The 18,280-nt window shown below is 62.1% G+C and carries 14 protein-coding genes and 1 riboswitch; of the genes, 10 read left to right on the top strand and 4 right to left on the bottom strand.

Going from position 1 to position 18,280, the window contains the following annotated elements; all coding sequences use genetic code 11:
• Nucleotides 1-23: 23 nt before the first annotated feature.
• Nucleotides 24-214: riboswitch (cobalamin riboswitch) on the bottom strand.
• A 99-nt stretch (nt 215-313) separates the two neighbouring features.
• The gene (cobT, locus tag CHC01_RS16330; protein ID WP_089265285.1) at nt 314-1,369 is read left to right on the top strand and encodes a nicotinate-nucleotide--dimethylbenzimidazole phosphoribosyltransferase; all 1,056 of its coding nucleotides are present in this window, start codon (nt 314-316) and stop codon (nt 1,367-1,369) included.
• On the top strand, nt 1,370-2,134 hold the full coding sequence (cobS, locus tag CHC01_RS16335) for an adenosylcobinamide-GDP ribazoletransferase (RefSeq protein ID WP_089265286.1): 765 nt from the start codon (nt 1,370-1,372) through the stop codon (nt 2,132-2,134).
• Here cobS and CHC01_RS16340 read toward each other — a convergent pair.
• Nucleotides 2,127-2,663 (bottom strand): tyrosine phosphatase family protein, encoded by a 537-nt coding sequence (locus CHC01_RS16340; protein ID WP_210421678.1) that lies wholly within the window; start codon nt 2,661-2,663, stop codon nt 2,127-2,129. The two genes, cobS and CHC01_RS16340, sit on opposite strands and share 8 nt — an antisense overlap.
• Before the next feature lie 245 nt (nt 2,664-2,908).
• Here CHC01_RS16340 and CHC01_RS16345 point away from each other — a divergent pair, with 245 nt between their 5' ends.
• The gene (locus tag CHC01_RS16345) at nt 2,909-4,897 is read left to right on the top strand and encodes a putative bifunctional diguanylate cyclase/phosphodiesterase (protein ID WP_089265288.1); all 1,989 of its coding nucleotides are present in this window, start codon (nt 2,909-2,911) and stop codon (nt 4,895-4,897) included.
• Here the strand turns inward: CHC01_RS16345 and ertE are convergent.
• On the bottom strand, nt 4,894-6,174 hold the full coding sequence (gene ertE / locus CHC01_RS16350) for an N-carbamyl-l-glutamate amidohydrolase ErtE (protein WP_244558381.1): 1,281 nt from the start codon (nt 6,172-6,174) through the stop codon (nt 4,894-4,896). The genes CHC01_RS16345 and ertE overlap by 4 nt on opposite strands.
• A 103-nt stretch (nt 6,175-6,277) precedes the next feature.
• Between ertE and CHC01_RS16355 the strand changes: the two genes are divergently transcribed.
• Nucleotides 6,278-7,021: an SDR family oxidoreductase gene (locus CHC01_RS16355; RefSeq protein WP_502695663.1), complete on the top strand. Its 744-nt coding sequence runs from the start codon at nt 6,278-6,280 to the stop codon at nt 7,019-7,021.
• Between the two features lie 66 nt (nt 7,022-7,087).
• Here CHC01_RS16355 and CHC01_RS16360 read toward each other — a convergent pair whose 3' ends face one another.
• Nucleotides 7,088-8,161 (bottom strand): NAD(P)-dependent alcohol dehydrogenase, encoded by a 1,074-nt coding sequence (locus CHC01_RS16360; protein WP_089265289.1) that lies wholly within the window; start codon nt 8,159-8,161, stop codon nt 7,088-7,090.
• A 969-nt stretch (nt 8,162-9,130) separates the two neighbouring features.
• The gene (locus CHC01_RS16370) at nt 9,131-10,303 is read right to left on the bottom strand and encodes an isovaleryl-CoA dehydrogenase (protein WP_089265707.1); all 1,173 of its coding nucleotides are present in this window, start codon (nt 10,301-10,303) and stop codon (nt 9,131-9,133) included.
• 259 nt (nt 10,304-10,562) lie between these two features.
• Between CHC01_RS16370 and CHC01_RS16375 the strand changes: the two genes are divergently transcribed.
• From CHC01_RS16375 to mdlC, 6 genes are all read left to right on the top strand, one after another.
• A complete protein-coding gene (locus CHC01_RS16375) occupies nt 10,563-11,759 on the top strand; it encodes a cytochrome P450 (protein WP_244558412.1) in 1,197 nt (398 codons plus the stop codon).
• 48 nt (nt 11,760-11,807) lie between these two features.
• The gene (locus CHC01_RS16380; RefSeq protein ID WP_089265292.1) at nt 11,808-13,079 is read left to right on the top strand and encodes a cytochrome P450; all 1,272 of its coding nucleotides are present in this window, start codon (nt 11,808-11,810) and stop codon (nt 13,077-13,079) included.
• 49 nt (nt 13,080-13,128) lie between these two features.
• On the top strand, nt 13,129-14,304 hold the full coding sequence (locus tag CHC01_RS16385; protein ID WP_089265293.1) for an acyl-CoA dehydrogenase family protein: 1,176 nt from the start codon (nt 13,129-13,131) through the stop codon (nt 14,302-14,304).
• A gap of 9 nt (nt 14,305-14,313) precedes the next feature.
• The gene (locus tag CHC01_RS16390) at nt 14,314-15,408 is read left to right on the top strand and encodes a CaiB/BaiF CoA transferase family protein (protein ID WP_089265294.1); all 1,095 of its coding nucleotides are present in this window, start codon (nt 14,314-14,316) and stop codon (nt 15,406-15,408) included.
• A 25-nt stretch (nt 15,409-15,433) separates the two neighbouring features.
• Entirely contained in the window at nt 15,434-16,285 is an 852-nt protein-coding gene (locus CHC01_RS16395) for an HTD2 family dehydratase (protein WP_089265295.1), read from the top strand.
• Between the two features lie 338 nt (nt 16,286-16,623).
• Nucleotides 16,624-18,252, top strand: coding sequence for a benzoylformate decarboxylase (gene mdlC / locus CHC01_RS16400; RefSeq protein WP_089265296.1), 1,629 nt, complete (start codon nt 16,624-16,626; stop codon nt 18,250-18,252).
• The last annotated feature ends 28 nt before the right edge of the window (nt 18,253-18,280 follow it).

Genomic DNA, 18,280 nt, shown 5'->3' on the forward strand with positions numbered 1-18,280 from the left:
CACCCCGCCCCGACGACGCCACCAAAGCACAGTTCGTGATGGCAGGTCTCCTGGCTTGCGAGTCACAGCCTGTTGCCGCCTTCCCAAGAATTCTGAAGAATTCCCAGTGGCACCGGCGCGGGCTCGTCGCTTACAGTTGCGGGGGCAGCGCCGGCCTCAAACCGGCTTCCCTATTCACCTTCCACGCGGAAGGACCATCGCAAAAGACGCTATCTGCCGGGTGCGCCGGGGTCAACCGCGCCGACGGACTGTCGCCCGGACCTGTTGACCTTGCAGGTCGTCTTGCGTCAGTTAGGCCGCGAAAAGGAACCCTATGTCCGCCCATTCCCAGCCCTTGTGGCAGCCGCCCGCCATTGCGCCTGTTGACCCGCAGATCGCGGCAGGAATCCGCGCTGCCATCGACGGCAAGGCCAAGCCGCTGGGATCGCTCGGACGAATCGAGGAGCTGGCATTGCAACTCGGCATGATCCGGCATCCAGGCGAACCGCGCGGTGACAATGCCGTGCTGCTGGTGTTCGCGGGGGATCACGGACTGGTGGCCGAAGGCGTGTCGCAATATCCATCGGCGGTCACGGTCGCGATGGTGATGACCTATCTGGCCGGCCGCGCCACGGCCAATGCTTTCGCCGCGGCCAATGACATCGGTGTGCGCGTGATCGACATCGGCGTCGCCGCCGAGCTGCCGGTGCACCCGAAGCTGATCGATGCAAAGGTCCGCATGGGTACGGCGAATGCCGCGCGCGAGCCAGCGATGACGGCAGAGCACGCGGCCGATGCGCTGACGCGCGGCTTCAGAATCGCCGTCGGTGAGATCAAGGCCGGCGCAGACATCATCGCGCTCGGCGAGATGGGAATTGGCAACACGGCCTCCTCGGCACTGGTGGTTCATCGACTCGCACCGGCACCCCTGAATGATTGTATCGGCGTTGGCGCCGGGCAGGATGATGCCGGCATGGCGCGCAAGCGCGCGGCGATCACGAAGGCGGCAGCGCGCAGCGACGCAACTGCGCCACTGGATGTGCTGGCCCAATTAGGCGGGCTGGAAATCGCGGGCATGGCCGGAGCGATCCTCGGCGCAGCTTCGCAACGGCGGCCGGTGATCATCGACGGCTTCATCTCCAGCGCCGCGGCATTGCTCGCCGTTCGTCTGTGCCCGGCCGCACGCGACTACTGCGTCTTCGCGCACCGTTCGGCTGAACGCGGCCACGACATCGTACTCAACGCGCTCGATGCCCAGCCGCTACTTGATCTCGGCTTGCGGCTCGGTGAAGGCACCGGCGCGCTGCTTGCGGTGCCGTTGGTCCGTGCCGCTGCGCGCATGCTGACCGATGTTGCGAGCCTCGACGACGTGCTGGCCGGAAAGATCTAGATGAGGCTGGATCCGCATCTTTTGAATGCGATCCGTTTCCTGACGGTGCTGCCGGTACCGGCAACTGTCGACGCGCAAGGGCCTGACTGGCTTGCGCGTGCAATGAAGTATTTTCCGGTGGTCGGCGCCGGCATCGGTGCTGCATCCGCAATCGTGTTTCTCGTTGTCGGCGAATTCTGGTCACCGCTGATTTCCGCCCTGCTGGCGATCACGACAAGCATCGCTCTGACCAGCGCGCTGCATGAAGACGGCCTTGCCGATACGGCCGACAGTTTCGGCGGAGGCTGGACGATCGAAAAGCGTCTTGCAATCATGAAGGACAGCCGCATCGGCACCTACGGGGCGCTCGCACTTTGCCTGGGCACGGCGCTGCGCATTGCGGCGCTCGCCATATTGCCGCTGTGGGCAGGTGCGGCAGCGCTGATCGCCGTCCACGCCGCAGCACGCGCCATGCCGGCCTTCGTGATGAACCGCCTGCCCTATAGCGGCGATACCAGTGCGATGAAGGTCACTTACGCCGAGGCGCCCGTGCGATTTGAGGAATCGTTGTTTGCACTTGGTGTGGTCGTGCTTGCAGCAATCCCGCTTGCGCTCGTCTCGGTCGCATCGCTTTTTGCGGGTCTTCTGCTCGGCGCAGCGCTCGCCGCACTGCTCGCACTCTGGTCGCGTCGACTGATCGGCGGTTACACCGGCGACGTGCTCGGTGCCGTCGAGCAACTCTTCGAGATCGGTTTTCTGCTCGGCGTCGCAGCCCTGATCAAATAGGCCAGTTCAACGGCAATCGATAAGCCTCACCTTCAAAAGCGTCCGCACCGCGGCCGATGCGTGCGATGGCTTCGACCATGCGGCCGTCGCGGCCAAGCTGTTCGTCGGCCAATTGCACCATCAATTTGTTCGGCGTCACATAAGGCGAACGTTTGCGTAGCTCATCTGCAATCGCCGCCTCATAGCCAGGATTGCGATCGCAGGCGATGGCGTAAGCCGCAGCGCTGGAACGGCTGATACCGGCCCAGCAGTGAATGAGCATCGGGCGATCAGCGATGCTGCCGCGGCCGAATTGAAGAATGGCATCCACGACGTCGGCATCGGGCGCGATCAGGTCCGACGTTGCTTCGACGATATCGTGAAAGGTTAGCTCCACATGCCGCTCACGCGCCAACCCGCTCCAGTCGCGCTCGCTCGCGGCGGGCGAAAGAAGGGTCAGCAGATCGAAGGACGGCAGCGAGTCTGCCACAGCAGCAAGGCCTCCGAGCGAACTCACATAGATCATTCGAACCCCGCTCGCTGTTGTCATGTCCTTCCTCTCACCCACCGCGAATGGACCCTCTTCAACCACATGCCGCTGCGATGTCGCTGATGCAAGGTCGGTTTCTTAATACCACCCCTGACCTTTTCGCACCTGCAGCATCGCAAATAGAAGAAAATACACCAATCAGAACAGTCGGTTACTCGCGCGAACTTTAGACAACCGAGGCAGGCCAATCTTAAAGAAGTTGCGCTAGGTATCTAACTCACGAGTGCAGAGTCCAGGACGGTACGATGCTGAACTACTTCGAAATGGCGGCATCACAGATCGGAACGATCTTCCGGGTGCCGCGCGAAAACCCCGAACTGGTAGAGGCGAAACTCGCTGCCTTCACCCGTCAGGTGCCGATGATGTATGCGCTGGTGGTCGTCAACACGACGGCACTTGCGATTACCTTTTATGGTACTGCGCCACATCTGCTTACCGTCTATCTCCCTGCTGCATTCGATGCAATCTGTGTGATCCGGATACTGAGCTGGTTGAGAGCGCGGAACACGGCGCTGTCACTCAGCCAGGCCGTCGAGAAGCTCACCGGCTCGATCATCTTTGCAGGCATTCTCGGCGTCGCGTTCACTGCCTGGAGCCTCAGCCTGTTTCCCTATGGCGACGCCTATAGCAAAAGCCACGTTGCGTTCTTTATGGCCGTTACATCGATCGGCTGCGGTTTCTGCCTCATGCATCTGCGCGCGGCAGCGCTGATCGTGATGGCGCTGGTTGTCGTGCCCTTCGCGTTCTTTTTCGGCTCCAGCGACAATGTCGTCTTCGTCTCCATCGCCTTCAACTTCGTCGTGGTTATCGGGGCCGTTCTCTTCATGTTGCTCGGCAATTACTCCGATTTCGAGAAGCGGGTGAATTCGGAGAAGGCGCTGCGTATCAAGCAGGCTGAGCTGCAGGTGCTGAGCGACAAGAATTTCCGGAATTCGAATATCGACAGCCTCACCGGTCTCCCCAATCGCCGGAACTTCTTTGCCGAGCTTGAGCGCGGCATTGTCAACACTGAGCACAGTAGCGGCGGCCTGCTACTCGGCATCCTGGATCTTGATGGCTTCAAGCCGATCAACGACATCCATGGGCACCACACGGGTGATCGCTTGCTGGTCGAAGTCGCAGACAGACTGCGCGCACATCTCGCCCCTCACGTGTTTCTGGGCAGACTGGGCGGCGACGAATTCGTCATGTTCAGCGACCAATTGCTCGATCCGGACGCAATTGTTGAAGCGGAAGAGAGCATCGAGAACCTGTTCGACATCCCGTTCGAGATTGATGACATTACAGTAAGCATCAGCTGTTCGATCGGATATGCGGAATTTCCGGACACAGCCAAGACCGCGCAGGATCTGTTCGAGCGCGCCGATTATGCGCTGTTCTTTGCCAAGCAGCACAAGCGTGGCAAGGCCGTCCGGTTTTCTGCAGAACACGAAGCCGATATCCGCGAGGCCTCCTCTGTGAGTCGGGCCCTGGCTAGTGCCGACCTCGAACGGGAATTGTGGATCGCCTACCAGCCGATCATCGACGCAGAAACACAACAGCCCGCGAGCTTCGAAGCCCTGGCGCGCTGGAAGAGCCCGGAGCTCGGCAATGTTCCACCGATGAGCTTCATTGTCGCCGCCGAGCGCTCAGGCATGATCGGCCAGTTGACACCGTTGCTGCTGCGCAAGGCCCTTGAAGGTGCAGCGACATGGCCGGAGCATGTCCGGATTTCGTTCAACCTCTCCGCGGTCGACGTCGCCTCCCCCCTGTCGATCCTCAAGATCATTGCTGTTGTCCAGCAAAGCAAGGTGAAGGCCAGCCGCATCGACTTCGAGATTACCGAGACGGCCGTGATGGGCAATCTCGCACAAGCGACCGAAGCGCTGAATGCCCTGAAGGCTCTGGGCGCCCGCATCTCGCTGGACGATTTCGGCACCGGCTATTCGAGCCTAAGCTGCATCCGCGAATTGCCGCTGGACAAGGTCAAGATCGATCGCAGCTTCATCAGCAAGATCGAGACGGATTCTGCCGCGCGCCTGATCCTGCGCACCATGCTCGGACTGTGCAACGGCCTCGGTCACGACTGCATCGTCGAAGGCGTCGAGAGCGGCGAACAGGTCGACTTCCTGCGCAAGGAGCACTGCCGTTTCATGCAGGGCTACTTCTTCGCCAAGCCCATGGGCATCGAGCAGGTCGGCGATTATCTGGCTTCCGTTCAACACGGCGTGCTGGCCGAACGCACCGCCAGCTAGTCGTTCTGTCCGTCGAGTAGCCGCACCGCCTCGAACAGTGTTGCCGCCCCGACTGCCAGTTGCTCGGGCTCCGACCATTCCTCCGGGCAATGGCTCTTGCCGTCCTTTGACGGAATGAACAGCATCGCGCTGCGGCCGATATGCGACATGAAAGCCGCGTCGTGACCGGCCCCCGACGCCAGCCGCGTCGTGGAATAACCAAGCTTGGCGGCGCTACGCCCGAGAACGTCAAGCAGATGATCGTCGCAAGGCGCGGGAGGATTTTGCGAAATCAACGCGAAACGTTCGCGTTCGACCTTAGCGCGTTTGGCGATGGCGAGGCTCTCGCGATCGAGCAGTGCCACGAATTCATCGACCAGCGCGGCCTTCTCGGCGCGAATATCGAGGATCATGCGCGCACCGCCAGGGACGACGTTGGCGGCATTCGGGCTGATCTCGAGGATCCCTGTGGTGGCGACGAAGTGGCCTTGTTTGCGCGCGGCAAAGGCATTGGCTTGCTGCGCGACCAGCAGCACGAGTTCGGCGGCGGGAAGGCTCGCGTCTTTGCGATACTCCATCAGCGTCGAGCCGGCATGATCAGCGGCGCCCTTCAGCACGATCTCGACGCGGGTGATGCCGGCGATCCCGGTGACGAGACCGAGATCGAGCTTCTTGCTTTCCAGCACCACGCCCTGCTCGATGTGCAATTCGAGATAGCCAACGAATTCCGGCTTCTGCATCGCGGCGATGGCCGCCGGATCGCCGCCAACGCGCTTGATGGCATCGGCCAGCGTCTCGCCTGCTGCGTTGGTGTAAGTCAGCATCCTGGCATCGAGCTCGCCGACCATGGCGCGGCTGCCGACGCAGGACAGGCCGTATTCGCTGGGCTCCTCGGCGAGGAAATCCACGATCTCGATCGGATGTCGCAATTTGTAGCCGGAGGCCTGCAGCGCACGCACGGCTTCCAGCGCCGTCAGGATGCCGGAAATGCCGTCGAAGCGGCCGCCGGATGGCACCGTGTCGGAATGCGAACCGAGCATGATCGGCGGCAGGCCCGGAACGCTGCCTTCCAGCCTGGCGATCATGTTGGCGCCGGCATCCATGCGCACCGTCATGCCAGCGGCAATGAATTGCTCGCGCAGCCAGGCACGGCCGTCGAGGAAGCGCTGCGAGAACGATCGCCGCGTCCATGGCTTGTCGGGATCGGTGATGGCGGCCAGCGCCATATGGTCGTCCCAGAGGCGGTTCTGATCGATGGGCGGTTTGGTGTCGGTCGGCATGATCGGCATGAGGCTCATGAGTTGGCGGCACTGGCGCCGGCTCGATTATTGTTGAACACTTTGGCCATCGTGAAGCAAGACGATGGACATCGCGAAGCAAGAAACGATCAGGGAGAAAATCGTGACCAGCAAGACCAAGATCGCATGGGTGACCGGCGGCGGCACCGGAATCGGCAGAGCGGGCGCAGAGGCGCTGCTGGCGGATGGCTGGACGGTGGTCATTTCCGGCCGCCGCGCCGATGTGCTGCAGGGCGTCGCCGATGAACTCGGCGCCGGCGGCAAGCCCGTGGAGGCGATGGCGCTGGATGTCAGCAATGCCGACGATGTCAACAAGGTGGCGCAGGCGATCCTCGCCAAACATGGGCGTATTGATCTTCTGGTCAATAGCGCCGGCGTCAACCTGCCGAAGCGGAGCTGGGAAGACGTCACGCAGGACGGCTGGGACCAGATCGTCGACATCAATCTCAATGGCGTGATGTATTGCATGCGCGCCGTGCTGCCGGCGATGCGGGCGCAGAAGGACGGCTGCATCATCAATGTCGCCTCATGGGCCGGGCGCATCGTGTCGAAGATGACGGGGCCGGCCTATACGGCCACCAAACATGCCGTGCTGGCGCTGACCCATTCCTTCAACATGGACGAATGCGTCAACGGCTTGCGCGCCTGCTGTCTCTCGCCCGGCGAGGTCGCCACTGACATCATGAAGAACCGTCCGGTGCCGCCGAGTGACGAGGTGATGGCGCGGATGCTGCAGCCCGACGATCTCGGCAAGACCATCGCCTTCATCGCCAGCATGCCGCCGCATGTCTGTATCAATGAGGTGCTGATCAGCCCGACCTGGAATCGCAGCTTCCTGGCGATGTGAGCGGGTCAGATCCAGCCAGCACGGAGAATTTCGCGCTGGCTGCCTCTCCTTTTCAAAGCCTGATCTTCACGGCGTAATGGCGACCTTCAGCACGCCATCGCGCTGATGCGAGAACAGATCGTAGGCTTTTTCGATATCGTCCAGCCGGTAATGATGCGTGACCAGCGACGTCAGGTCGACGCGGCCGGAGGCAACGACGTTCATCAGCCGTCGCATCCGCTCCTTCCCACCGGGGCACAGGCTGGTGACAATCGTGTTATCGCCGAGGCCCGCCGAAAAGGCGCTCAGGGGAATCTGCAGATCCGTCGAATAGACGCCAAGGCTGCTCAGCGTGCCGCCCGGCCGCAGCGCGCGCAGTGCCGATTCGAAGGTGCCTTGCGTACCGAGCGCTTCGATAGCCACATCGACGCCGCGGCCGTCGGTGAGGTCCATGATCTGCTTGACCGGATCACCCTTCTTGAAGTCGACGACGATATCGGCGCCGAGCCGTTTGGCGACCTCGATGCGCGCGGGTACCGTATCGACACCGATGATCGTGGTCGCGCCCATCAGCTTGGCGCCGGCGAGGGCGCAGAGTCCGATCGGCCCCAGAGCGAACACCACCACCGTGTCCCCGATCCTGATGCCGCCGCGCTCGGCACCGGCAAATCCCGTCGACATGATGTCCGGACACATCAGCACCTGCTCATCCGTCAACGCGTCGGGCACCGGACTGAGATTGACCATGGCATCGGGTACCAACACATACTCGGCCTGCGCACCATCGATCGTATTGCCGAACCGCCAGCCACCGGCCGCCTTGAAGCCGTGCTTGGTTCCAGCGCCATCCTGCGATGAGCAGCCGCAGAGACATGCATAACTGTGACCGCTCGGCGTGATGGCGCCGGCAATGACGCGCTGGCCCTCGCGATAGCCGGTGACGGCGCTGCCGAGCTTCTCAATGATACCAACCGGCTCGTGTCCGATGGTCAGCCCTTTCGCGACCGGATATTCACCCTTGAGGATATGCACATCGGTGCCGCAGATCGTGGTGGTCGTGATGCGCATCAGCGCATCGAGCGGGCCGACGTCGGGGATCGGCTTGTCATCCAGAACGATACGCCCCGGTTCGACAAATATCGCAGCCTTCATTTTCGGCATGATCCTGCTCCTGCTTGCGACGGTGCGTCGATCGACGCGATGAGCCAATCATCTGCGCATTTTGCCGTGACAGGATTGAGGTGGATCAAGTGGCGATGCCCTTTGAATGCCTCTGAAGTGGCGGACACACAGCCGCGCTTCTGCGTTGCTCTTGATTCAAATTGTCAAACAGCCACGACCCTTCAGACATGCGTCATCACCCCTGTTATTTGCGGCGCGGGGGCGCCGTCGTTGCTTGCATTCCCGCCCCCTGTGAGAGGGCGTGCGGAACGCCGGGTGCCCGTTGCACCCTTGGGCCTGATGCGAATGCGGTCTTCCGCAGGTTAGTGTGCATCAGGACTTTCGGAGGCGCCGAGCGATTGCCCGGCGTTCCGCATGCGGTGTTTTTTCGGTTGCTTGCACATCTGCCATGGCGAACGGTCCCATCACCAAAATTAGTGTCCCAGGGCGGAGGGACAGGGTAGCCTCAAGCGACTGGGCCGAACGCGTTTCGATTTGGTCGTCCGTCACGCTGTCCAGGGCTCTTTCCATCCGAAGGTCGGCCGTCTCCTTGCCAGTGGCAGTGCTGGCGCAGATCCGTCCTGCCCGAAGACAGACGTTCCCCCATGAACCGCGTGACGCCGCATCGCCGGCGTCCACCGCATCCCACCCCGCGAACGTGACGATCGCGATCGCCCCTCTCGGTGGGGCAGGACGAAGGGGAATATAAACCTGATGGGGATGTTGTCAACAGGAAATAGGAAAGAATGTTTAGGTGGATGCCTGCCGCCCCAAACTGTCATTCCCCGGTAAACCAATTGGTTTGCCTGAGGGCGCGGGCGCGCCTTCGCGCACGTGAACCCGGAATCTCGACATGTTCAGCGCAAAACACGTCGGGATTCCGGGTTCGCGCTCTGCCGGCTTCGCCGGCGACGCGCGCCCCGGAATGACAGTGGAGAGGTCAGCGCTTCGGATACAAGGAATCGCCCTTCACCCGTTCTTCGCAAACAGCTCCCGCCCGATCAGCATCCGCCTGATCTCGCTCGTGCCGGCGCCGATCTCGTAGAGTTTGGCGTCGCGCAGCAGGCGGCCGGTGGGATAGTCGTTGATATAGCCATTGCCGCCGAGCAGCTGGATCGCGTCGAGCGCGCATTGCGTGGCGCGTTCCGATGCGTAGAGGATGGCGCCGGCGGCATCCTCGCGGGTGGTTTCGCCGCGGTCGCAGGCTTTCGCGACTGCATAAACGTAAGCGCGGGCCGAACTCAGCGCCACATACATATCGGCGATCTTGCCCTGCACGAGCTGGAAGTTGCCGATCGGCTCACCGAACTGCTTGCGCTCGTGCACATAAGGCTGCGCGACGTCGAGACAGGCCTGCATGATGCCGAGCGGGCCCGCCGCGAGCACCGCGCGCTCGTAATCGAGGCCGGACATCAGGACATTGACGCCACGACCGACCTCGGCGAGCACGTTCTCCTCGGGCACCTCGCAATCCTCGAAAACGAGTTCGCAAGTATCCGAGCCGCGCATACCCAGCTTGTCGAGCTTCTGCGCCGTCGAAAAACCCTTCATGCCCTTTTCGATGATGAAGGCGGTGATGCCGCGCGGGCCGGCCGCCGGATCGGTCTTGGCATAGACCACCAGCGTCTGCGCCACCGGGCCATTGGTGATCCACATCTTGTTGCCGTTGAGAACGTAGCGGTCGCCCTTCTTGTCGGCGCGGGTCTTCATCGACACCACGTCCGAGCCCGAGCCCGGCTCGGACATCGCGAGGGATCCCACATGTTCGCCCGAGATCAGCTTCGGCAGATATTTGCGCTTCTGTGCTTCATTACCGTTGCGGCGGAGTTGATTGACGCAGAGGTTGGAATGCGCGCCATAGGACAGTCCCACTGACGCCGAGGCGCGCGAAATCTCTTCTACCGCGATAACGTGTTCGAGATAGCCGAGCCCGGCGCCGCCGAACTCTTCCTCCACCGTGATACCGTGCAGGCCGAGCGCGCCGATCTTGGGCCAGAGATCGAGCGGAAACTGGTTGGTCTTGTCGATGGCTTCGGCGCGCGGCGCGATCTCGTTCTGGGAGAAGTCACGCACGGTCTCGCGAATCGCGTCCGCAGTCTCGCCGAGATCAAAATTGAACATCCGTTGAGCGTTCGCAATCACAGGGTCGCCTCCGGTCAGAACGGCGCGCAAGCGCACCGGTTTTGTTGATTGAAATCACCATGTCACGGGCTGAACGGGCTGAGAAGAGGCATAAAGTGGTCCTTGCTCTTGGCCGCGCAACGGGTTGTAATTCATCCAAATAAGCCCTCCGGGACCAACCACGGAGGACATGCCAGGGAGAGAACCGATGCTCGATCGCGTCCAGGATTCCGACAGCAGCAAATCCGCCCAAGCCGCCGCTCACGCCCAAGCTTACGGGATGCCGCTCGATGAGTTCGATCCCGGCAATCCCGAACTATTCCGCACCGATACGTTCTGGCCTTATTTCGAACGGCTGCGCCGCGAGGATCCCGTCCACTACTGCAAGGACAGCATGTTCGGACCGTATTGGTCGGTGACCAAGTACAACGACATCATGCAGGTCGAGACCAATCACTCCACCTACTCCTCCGCCGCGGCTTTCGGCGGCATCACCATCCGCGATGCCGGTGTGCAGTTTCGCCGGCCGATGTTCATTGCGACAGATCCGCCGCATCACAGCGCCCAGCGCAAGACCGTGGCGCCGATGTTTGCGCCTCACCACATGGACGAGCTCTCCAGCCTGATCCGCAGCCGCACTGCCGAGGTGCTGGACTCCCTGCCCCGCAACGAGACCTTCGACTGGGTCGATCGCGTGTCGATCGAATTGACCACACAGATGCTGGCAACCCTGTTCGACTTTCCCTGGGAGGAGCGCCGCAAGCTCACCCACTGGTCGGATGTCGCCACAATGTTGCCACCCACGCCTGAGGCCGAGCTGGAGCGGCAGAGAGAACTGCGCGAATGCGGCGAGTATTTCGGGCGACTGTTTCAGGAGCGACTCAATGCGCCGCCGAAGAGCGACCTGATATCGATGATGGCGCATAGCGAGGCCACGCGGCATCTCGATCCGGAGAGTTTTCTCGGCAACATCATTCTGCTGATCGTCGGCGGCAACGATACCACGCGCAATTCGATGTCCGGCGGCGTCTACGCACTCAATCAATTCCCTGGTGAATATGACAAGCTGCGCGCCAACCCGGCGCTGATCGAGAGCATGGTGCCGGAGATCATCCGCTGGCAGACGCCGCTGGCACATATGCGGCGCACGGCGGTGCAGGACACCGAGCTCGGCGGCAAGCAGATCAGGAAGGGGGACAAGGTCGTAATGTGGTACGTCTCGGGTAATCGCGATGACGAGGTCATCGAAAACCCCAACGAATTCATCATCGACCGCGTGCGACCGAACCGCCATCTGTCATTCGGCTTCGGCATCCACCGCTGCGTCGGCCTCAGACTTGCCGAACTTCAATTGAAGATTGTGTGGGAAGAGATCATCAAGCGCTTCGACAGGATCGAAGTCGTCGGCGAGCCGCGCCGCGTCTTTTCGAGCTTCGTGAAGGGTTATGAAACACTGCCTGTGCGGATCGCTGGCTGAACCGGCGACCGCGACGGCTCAGGATCGATTTTTTGGAGAGCAGACGCCATGAATATCCAAGCCAGGATCAATCCTGACAAAGCCGAGATCCAGCGCGTCGCGCGCGAGATCGCCTATTCGACGCCGCTGAAGGACTTCCATCCCGGCGCGCCGAAATTGTTCGCGACCGATACGCTGTGGCCGTTCTTCGAACGGCTGCGCAAGGAAGAGCCGGTGCATTACTGCACCAATGCACCGATCGAGCCCTACTGGTCGGTGACCAAGTATCACGACATCATGCATGTCGACACCAATCACGGCATCTTCTCGTCCGACGTGAAGCATGGCGGCATCGCGATCCGCGACGTGCCGGAAGGCTATGACTGGCCGAGCTTCATCGCCATGGATGAGCCGAAGCACAGCGCGCAGCGCAAGACCGTGACGCCGATGTTCACGCCAACACATCTCGACGAGATGGCGGTGCTGATCCGTGGGCGCGTCTGCAAGGTGCTCGACGGATTGCCGCGCGGCGAGACCTTCGACTGGGTCGAACGCGTCTCGGTCGAACTCACCACGCAGATGCTTGCGACCCTGTTCGACTTCCCGTGGGAGGAGCGCCGCAAGCTGACGCGCTGGTCGGACGTGTCCACCGCGCTGCCAAAAAGTGGAATCGTGTCGTCGGAGGAAGAGCGCCGCCGCGAGATGGACGAATGCGCGGCCTATTTCCAGAAACTCTGGAACGAGCGCGTGAATTCCGACCCACGGAATGACCTGATTTCCATGATGGCGCATAGCGACGCCACGCGCTTCATGGATGCCGACACGCTGATGGGCAATATCATCCTGCTCATCGTCGGCGGCAACGATACCACCCGCAACACCATGACCGGCTCGGTGCTGGCGCTGAACGAGAACCCCGACCAGTATCAGAAGTTGCGCGACAATCCGTCGCTTATCGAGACCATGGTCCCCGAAGTGATCCGCTGGCAGACGCCGCTGGCGCATATGCGCCGTACCGCCATGCAGGATACTGAGCTCGGCGGCAAGACCATCAAGAAGGGCGACCGGGTGGTGATGTGGTACGTCTCGGGCAACCGCGACGAGGAGGTGATCGAGCGGCCGAACGAATTCATCATCGACCGCGCGCGGCCGAAGATTCACCTGTCATTCGGTTTTGGCATACACCGCTGCGTGGGCATGCGCCTGGCGGAGTTGCAATTGAGGATCGTTTGGGAGGAGATACTGAAACGGTTCGAGAACATCGAAGTTGTGGGGGAACCCAAGCGCGTGTATTCGAGCTTCGTTAAAGGCTACGAGACCCTCCCGGTGAGGATTTCGTAATGCCGGTCAGGATTCATAATTTTCCCCTCAAGAAGAGAAGCTCAATTCCTTGACGAAACACCATCCCGCGGAACAGGACGAATTCCACGATATCCGCGATGCCGTTGCCAAACTGTGTGCACAGTTCCCCGGTGAATACTGGCGCAAGCTCGACCGCGAAATGGCCTATCCGAAGGCTTTCGTCGATGCACTGACGGAAGCCGGCTACCTGTCGGTTCTGATCCCCGAGGAATATGGCGGCTCCGGCCTCAAGCTCTCCGCAGCAGCGGCGATCCTGGAAGAGATCCAGCGCGCCGGTTGCAACGGCGGCGGCTGCCACGCGCAGATGTATACGATGGGCACGGTGCTGCGTCATGGCAATGACGAGCAGAAGGCCAAGTGGCTGCCGAAGATCGCCAGTGGCGAAGTTCGCCTGCAGGCCTTCGGCGTCACCGAGCCGACCTCGGGCACCGACACATCCTCGCTGAAGACGGTGGCGAAGAAGGACGACAACGGCGACTACATCGTCAACGGCCAGAAGATCTGGACCAGCCGCGCCGAATATTCCGACCTGATGGTGCTGCTCGCGCGCACCACGCCGAAGGAACAGGCGGCGAAGCGCACCGACGGCCTGTCGGTGTTTCTGGTGGACATGAAAGAGGCCAAGAAGAACGGCCTCGAGATCCGCCCGATCCGCACCATGATGAACCATGCGACCACCGAAGTGTTCTTCACCGACATGAAGGTGCCGGCGGAAAACCTGATCGGCGAAGAGGGCAAGGGCTTCCGCTACATCCTCTCCGGCATGAATGCCGAGCGTATCCTGATCGCCAGCGAATGCGTCGGCGATGCCAAGTGGTTCATCGCCAAGGCGAGCGCCTACGCCAAGGAGCGTCAGGTGTTCGGTCGCCCGATCGGCCAGAACCAGGGCATTCAATTCCCCATCGCCAAGGCCTATGCGAATATGCGCGCGGCCGAACTGATGGTGAAGGAAGCGCTGCGCAAATACGAAGCCGGCATGGAATGCGGCGCCGAGGCCAATATGGCCAAGATGCTCGCCGCCGATGCGTCCTTTGAAGCGGCCAATGCCTGTATCCAGACTCATGGCGGTTTTGGATTTGCCGAGGAATACGACGTCGAGCGCAAATTCCGCGAGACCCGTCTGTATCAGGTGGCGCCGATCTCGACCAACCTGATCCTGTCCTTCGTGGCCGAGCACGTGCTCGGCATGCCGCGCTCGTATTGAGATAGACATATGCTGCCGCTCAAGGGACTGACCGTCATCGCCGTTGAACAGGCGGTGGCCGCACCATTCTGCAGTTCGCGGCTCGCGGATGCCGGCGCACATGTCATCAAGATCGAGCGACCCGAAGGCGACTTCGCCCGCGGTTACGACGCCGCGGCGAAGGGCCAGAGCAGCTACTTCGTCTGGCTCAACCGCGGCAAGGATTCCGTCGTCGTTGATCTCTCCACGCCGGACGGCCGCAAGGCCATGGAAGAGCTGATCGCCACCGCCGACGTGCTGATCCAGAACCTCAAGCCCGGCTCGATGGACAAGCTCGGTTTCACCCGCGAGCGGCTGCGCAAGGATTATCCGCGGCTGATCTGCGCCACCATCACCGGCTATGGCGACACCGGCCCCTATGCCCATCGCAAGGCCTATGACCTCTTGATCCAGGCCGAGAGCGGGCTGGCGTCGATCACCGGCGGCCCCGAAGGCCCGTCGCGCGTCGGCGTCTCCATCGTCGACGTCGCCACCGGTGCAGCCGCGCATGCCGCGATCCTGGAAGCGCTGATCGGGCGTTCGGTGACCGGCGAAGGCGCGGATATCCGCATCTCGATGTTCGATGTGATGGCGGACTGGCTCACCGTGCCGCTGCTCAATGCCGAGGCTGGCAACGAGCCGAAGCGCATGGGCCTTGCCCATCCCTCGATCGCGCCCTACGGCGTGTTTCGCTCCAAGGATGGCAAGGACATCCTGATCTCGATCCAGAGCGAGCGTGAGTGGAAGATCCTCTGCGCCAAGGTGCTGGGGAATGCCGACCTCGCCGCCGATCCGCGCCTCGTCAACGGCGTCGAGCGCGTGCGCAACCGCGCCTTCACCGACCAGACCGTCAGCGCCATCTTCGGATCGCTCGGCCGCGACGAACTGCTGAAGCGCCTGACCGACGCCGATATCGCCTTTGCCGAGGTGAATACCATGGCGGATCTCACCAACCATCCGCATCTGCGCCGTATCACCGTCAACACGCCGAATGGCGAAGTGTCGTATCCGGCGCCGGCCGCGATCTGGGTCGATGCGCCGCGCAGCTACGGCGCGGTGCCCGGCATAGGCGAAGTACAGAAGTAATCTTCAAGATCAGACGGAGGTCGTCATGACCGACAAGCTCGACATCGATCATCTCAAGCAGTGGATCGGTCGCACCATTGAGGCCTCCGACGTCGTGACTGCGCAGCTCGTAAAGGGCCTGCGCGCCACGTTGTTCCTCGACATCGGCACGCCGAAGCCGGGCGATGCCGCGCCGTTCACAACGCAGTGGTGCCTGGCGCAGCCCGTCGCCGCGATGGACAAGCTCGGCCCCGACGGTCACCCGGCGCGCGGCGGGTTTCTCCCGCCTGTGCCGCTGCCGCGTCGCATGTGGGCGGGCGGTGAAGTGCAGTTCATCGAACCGTTGCTTGTCGGCGACGAGGTCACGCGCTCCTCGAAGATCCTCGACGTCAACCTGAAGACCGGCTCGACCGGCGCGCTGTGCTTCGTCAATGTCGAGCACCTGATCACCACCAAGCGTGGCCTCGCCATCCGCGAGCGCCAGGACATCGTCTACAGGGACATGCCGACCAGCATGGCGCCGCCGGCCCCCGCGCCGAAGGAAGTCCCTGCGGCCAAGCATCAGGAGACGCATTACGCCGATCCCGTGCTGCTGTTTCGCTACTCGGCGCTGACATTCAACGGTCACCGCATCCATTACGACCGCGACTATGTCACCAAGGTCGAATTCTATCCCGGCCTCGTGTTTCATGGGCCGTTGCAGGCAGCCCTGCTGGTGGAATTCGCGGCCAAGCTGAAGGGTGGCAAGGCGCCGGCCAAATTCAGCTATCGCGGCGTGTCACCGCTGTTCGACGGCGCGAATTTCTCGGTGAATGCGAACGAGACGGCGGACGGTCTCGAGGTCTGGACAGCGAACCATCAGGGCGCCCCGACCATGAAGGCGACGGCGAGCTGGTAGCCGCAGCGACGCTCTGACCTAACCTCTCCCCGCATTTCGGGGAGAGGTCGCCGCGCCTTCGCGGCGGGTGAGGGGCCGCACGCTATAGAGACCCAGTGGCCTCACCTATCGGATCTCGACTTTTCGATCCGCAATCTCCCAGCCTTTCGCGGGCTATGTGCCCCGCCCCTCACCCCACCCCTCTCCCCGCGCAAGAGCGGGGAGAGGGAGCGACAGCGCGCCTCCGCTCCGTCGGGGCGGTTTTGCCCCTCCTCCCCGATTGACTCCCGGCCCTCTCCTGCTGTTGATGAGTCAACAACACACGGCAGACAACTGCCCGATCCCGTGAGGAAACGACCTTGGCCCGCGACAGCAAGACAACCGCCGCCCGTACTCCCGTGACCGTCAAAGACGCCACGCTGAATCTGTTGCGCGGCTTCGGCATCCAAAAAGTCTTTGGCAATCCCGGCTCGACGGAACTGCCGTTTCTGTCCGACTGGCCCGACGATATCGATTACGTGCTTGGCCTGCAGGAAGCCTCGGTCATCGGCATGGCCGATGGCTATGCGCAGGCAACGCGCAATGCCGCTTTCGTCAATCTGCATTCCGCCGCCGGCGTCGGCCATGCGCTCGGCAATATCTACACCGCGCATCGCAACCAGACGCCGATGGTCATCACCGCCGGCCAGCAGGCGCGCAGCATCCTGCCGCTGCAGGCGTTTCTCTATGCCGAGCGCGCCTCGGAATTTCCGCGGCCCTATGTAAAATACAGCGTCGAGCCCGCGCGCGCCGAGGACGTGCCGGCAGCGATTGCGCGCGCCTATTACGTCGCGATGCAGCCGCCTTGCGGACCGACTTTCGTGTCGGTGCCGATCGACGATTGGACGCATCAGGCCGAACCTCTTGAGGCGCGCCATGTGAGCCGCGAGCTCGGGCCAGATCCCAAGGCGATGCAGGAACTTGTCGCCGCACTCGGCACAAGCAAGAACCCGGCGCTCATCGTTGGCCCCGGGATCGATCGCGCAAACGCCGTCGATCTCATGGTCAGCGTTGCTGAGAAAACAAAGGCCGCCGTCTGGGTCAGTCCGTTCTCGGCGCGCTGCAGTTTCCCGGAACTTCATCCGCAATTCGCAGGCTTCCTGCATGCCTCGCCGGCGCAACTCTCCGACGCGCTGCGCGAACACGATCTCGTCGTCGTGATCGGCGCGCCGGTATTCACCTTCCACGTGGAAGGCCATGCCGCGATCTTCGACGGCGATACCACGATCTTCCAGATCACCGATGATGCGGACTCCGCCGCCGTGGCACCGATCGGTACCAGCATCATCGCGACCATGAAGCCGGCGCTGACGCTGCTACTTGAGCTGCTGCCCGATACCAAACGGGCAGTCGCCAAGGGCCGCATCCTGCCGCCGCCGCCCGCAGGTGCTGACCCGATCCCGATAGATTATCTGCTGCACACGCTGTCGCGGGCCATGCCTGCAGACGCGATGCTGGTGGAAGAGGCACCCTCGCATCGCCCGGCGATGCAGAAGTATCTTCCGATGCGCGGCGCCAACAGTTTCTACACCATGACCTCAGGCGGTCTCGGCCACTCCCTCCCCGCCTCGGTCGGCATGGCACTGGGCTATCCGGATCGCCGCACCGTGTGCCTGATCGGCGACGGCTCGGCGATGTATTCGATCCAGGCATTGTGGACCGCCGCGCAGCGCAAATTGCCTTTAACCATAGTGGTTATCAACAATTCCGGTTACGGCGCGATGCGCGCGTTCAGCCGGGTGATGCAGGTGCGCAATGTTCCCGGGCTGGATCTTCCCGGTCTGGATTTCGTCAAATTGGCGGAAGGCATGGGCGCGCATGCGGTGCGTGTGAGCAAATCATCGGAACTTGCGGGCGCTTTCGCGGCCAGTCTGCAACATCCGGGCGTCAGCCTTGTCGAAGTCATCGTCGACTCGGCCGTTCCCGTGCTTTATGGACAGAAGCATTGATATGACAGGATCATAACGGAAGGGCCGG

The organism is Tardiphaga sp. OK246, from assembly GCF_900188215.1.
GTDB lineage: Bacteria > Pseudomonadota > Alphaproteobacteria > Rhizobiales > Xanthobacteraceae > Tardiphaga > Tardiphaga robiniae.

Coding starts and splice junctions, on each gene's coding strand:
- CHC01_RS16395 (WP_089265295.1), top strand. CDS start 15,434: ATGACCGACAAGCTCGACATCGATCATCTCAAGCAGTGGATCGGTCGC.
- CHC01_RS16360 (WP_089265289.1), bottom strand. CDS start 8,161: ATGCCGAAAATGAAGGCTGCGATATTTGTCGAACCGGGGCGTATCGTT.
- CHC01_RS16375 (WP_244558412.1), top strand. CDS start 10,563: ATGCCGCTCGATGAGTTCGATCCCGGCAATCCCGAACTATTCCGCACC.
- CHC01_RS16380 (WP_089265292.1), top strand. CDS start 11,808: ATGAATATCCAAGCCAGGATCAATCCTGACAAAGCCGAGATCCAGCGC.
- CHC01_RS16345 (WP_089265288.1), top strand. CDS start 2,909: ATGCTGAACTACTTCGAAATGGCGGCATCACAGATCGGAACGATCTTC.
- CHC01_RS16390 (WP_089265294.1), top strand. CDS start 14,314: ATGCTGCCGCTCAAGGGACTGACCGTCATCGCCGTTGAACAGGCGGTG.
- cobS (WP_089265286.1), top strand. CDS start 1,370: ATGAGGCTGGATCCGCATCTTTTGAATGCGATCCGTTTCCTGACGGTG.
- ertE (WP_244558381.1), bottom strand. CDS start 6,174: ATGAGCCTCATGCCGATCATGCCGACCGACACCAAACCGCCCATCGAT.
- cobT (WP_089265285.1), top strand. CDS start 314: ATGTCCGCCCATTCCCAGCCCTTGTGGCAGCCGCCCGCCATTGCGCCT.
- CHC01_RS16340 (WP_210421678.1), bottom strand. CDS start 2,663: ATGACAACAGCGAGCGGGGTTCGAATGATCTATGTGAGTTCGCTCGGA.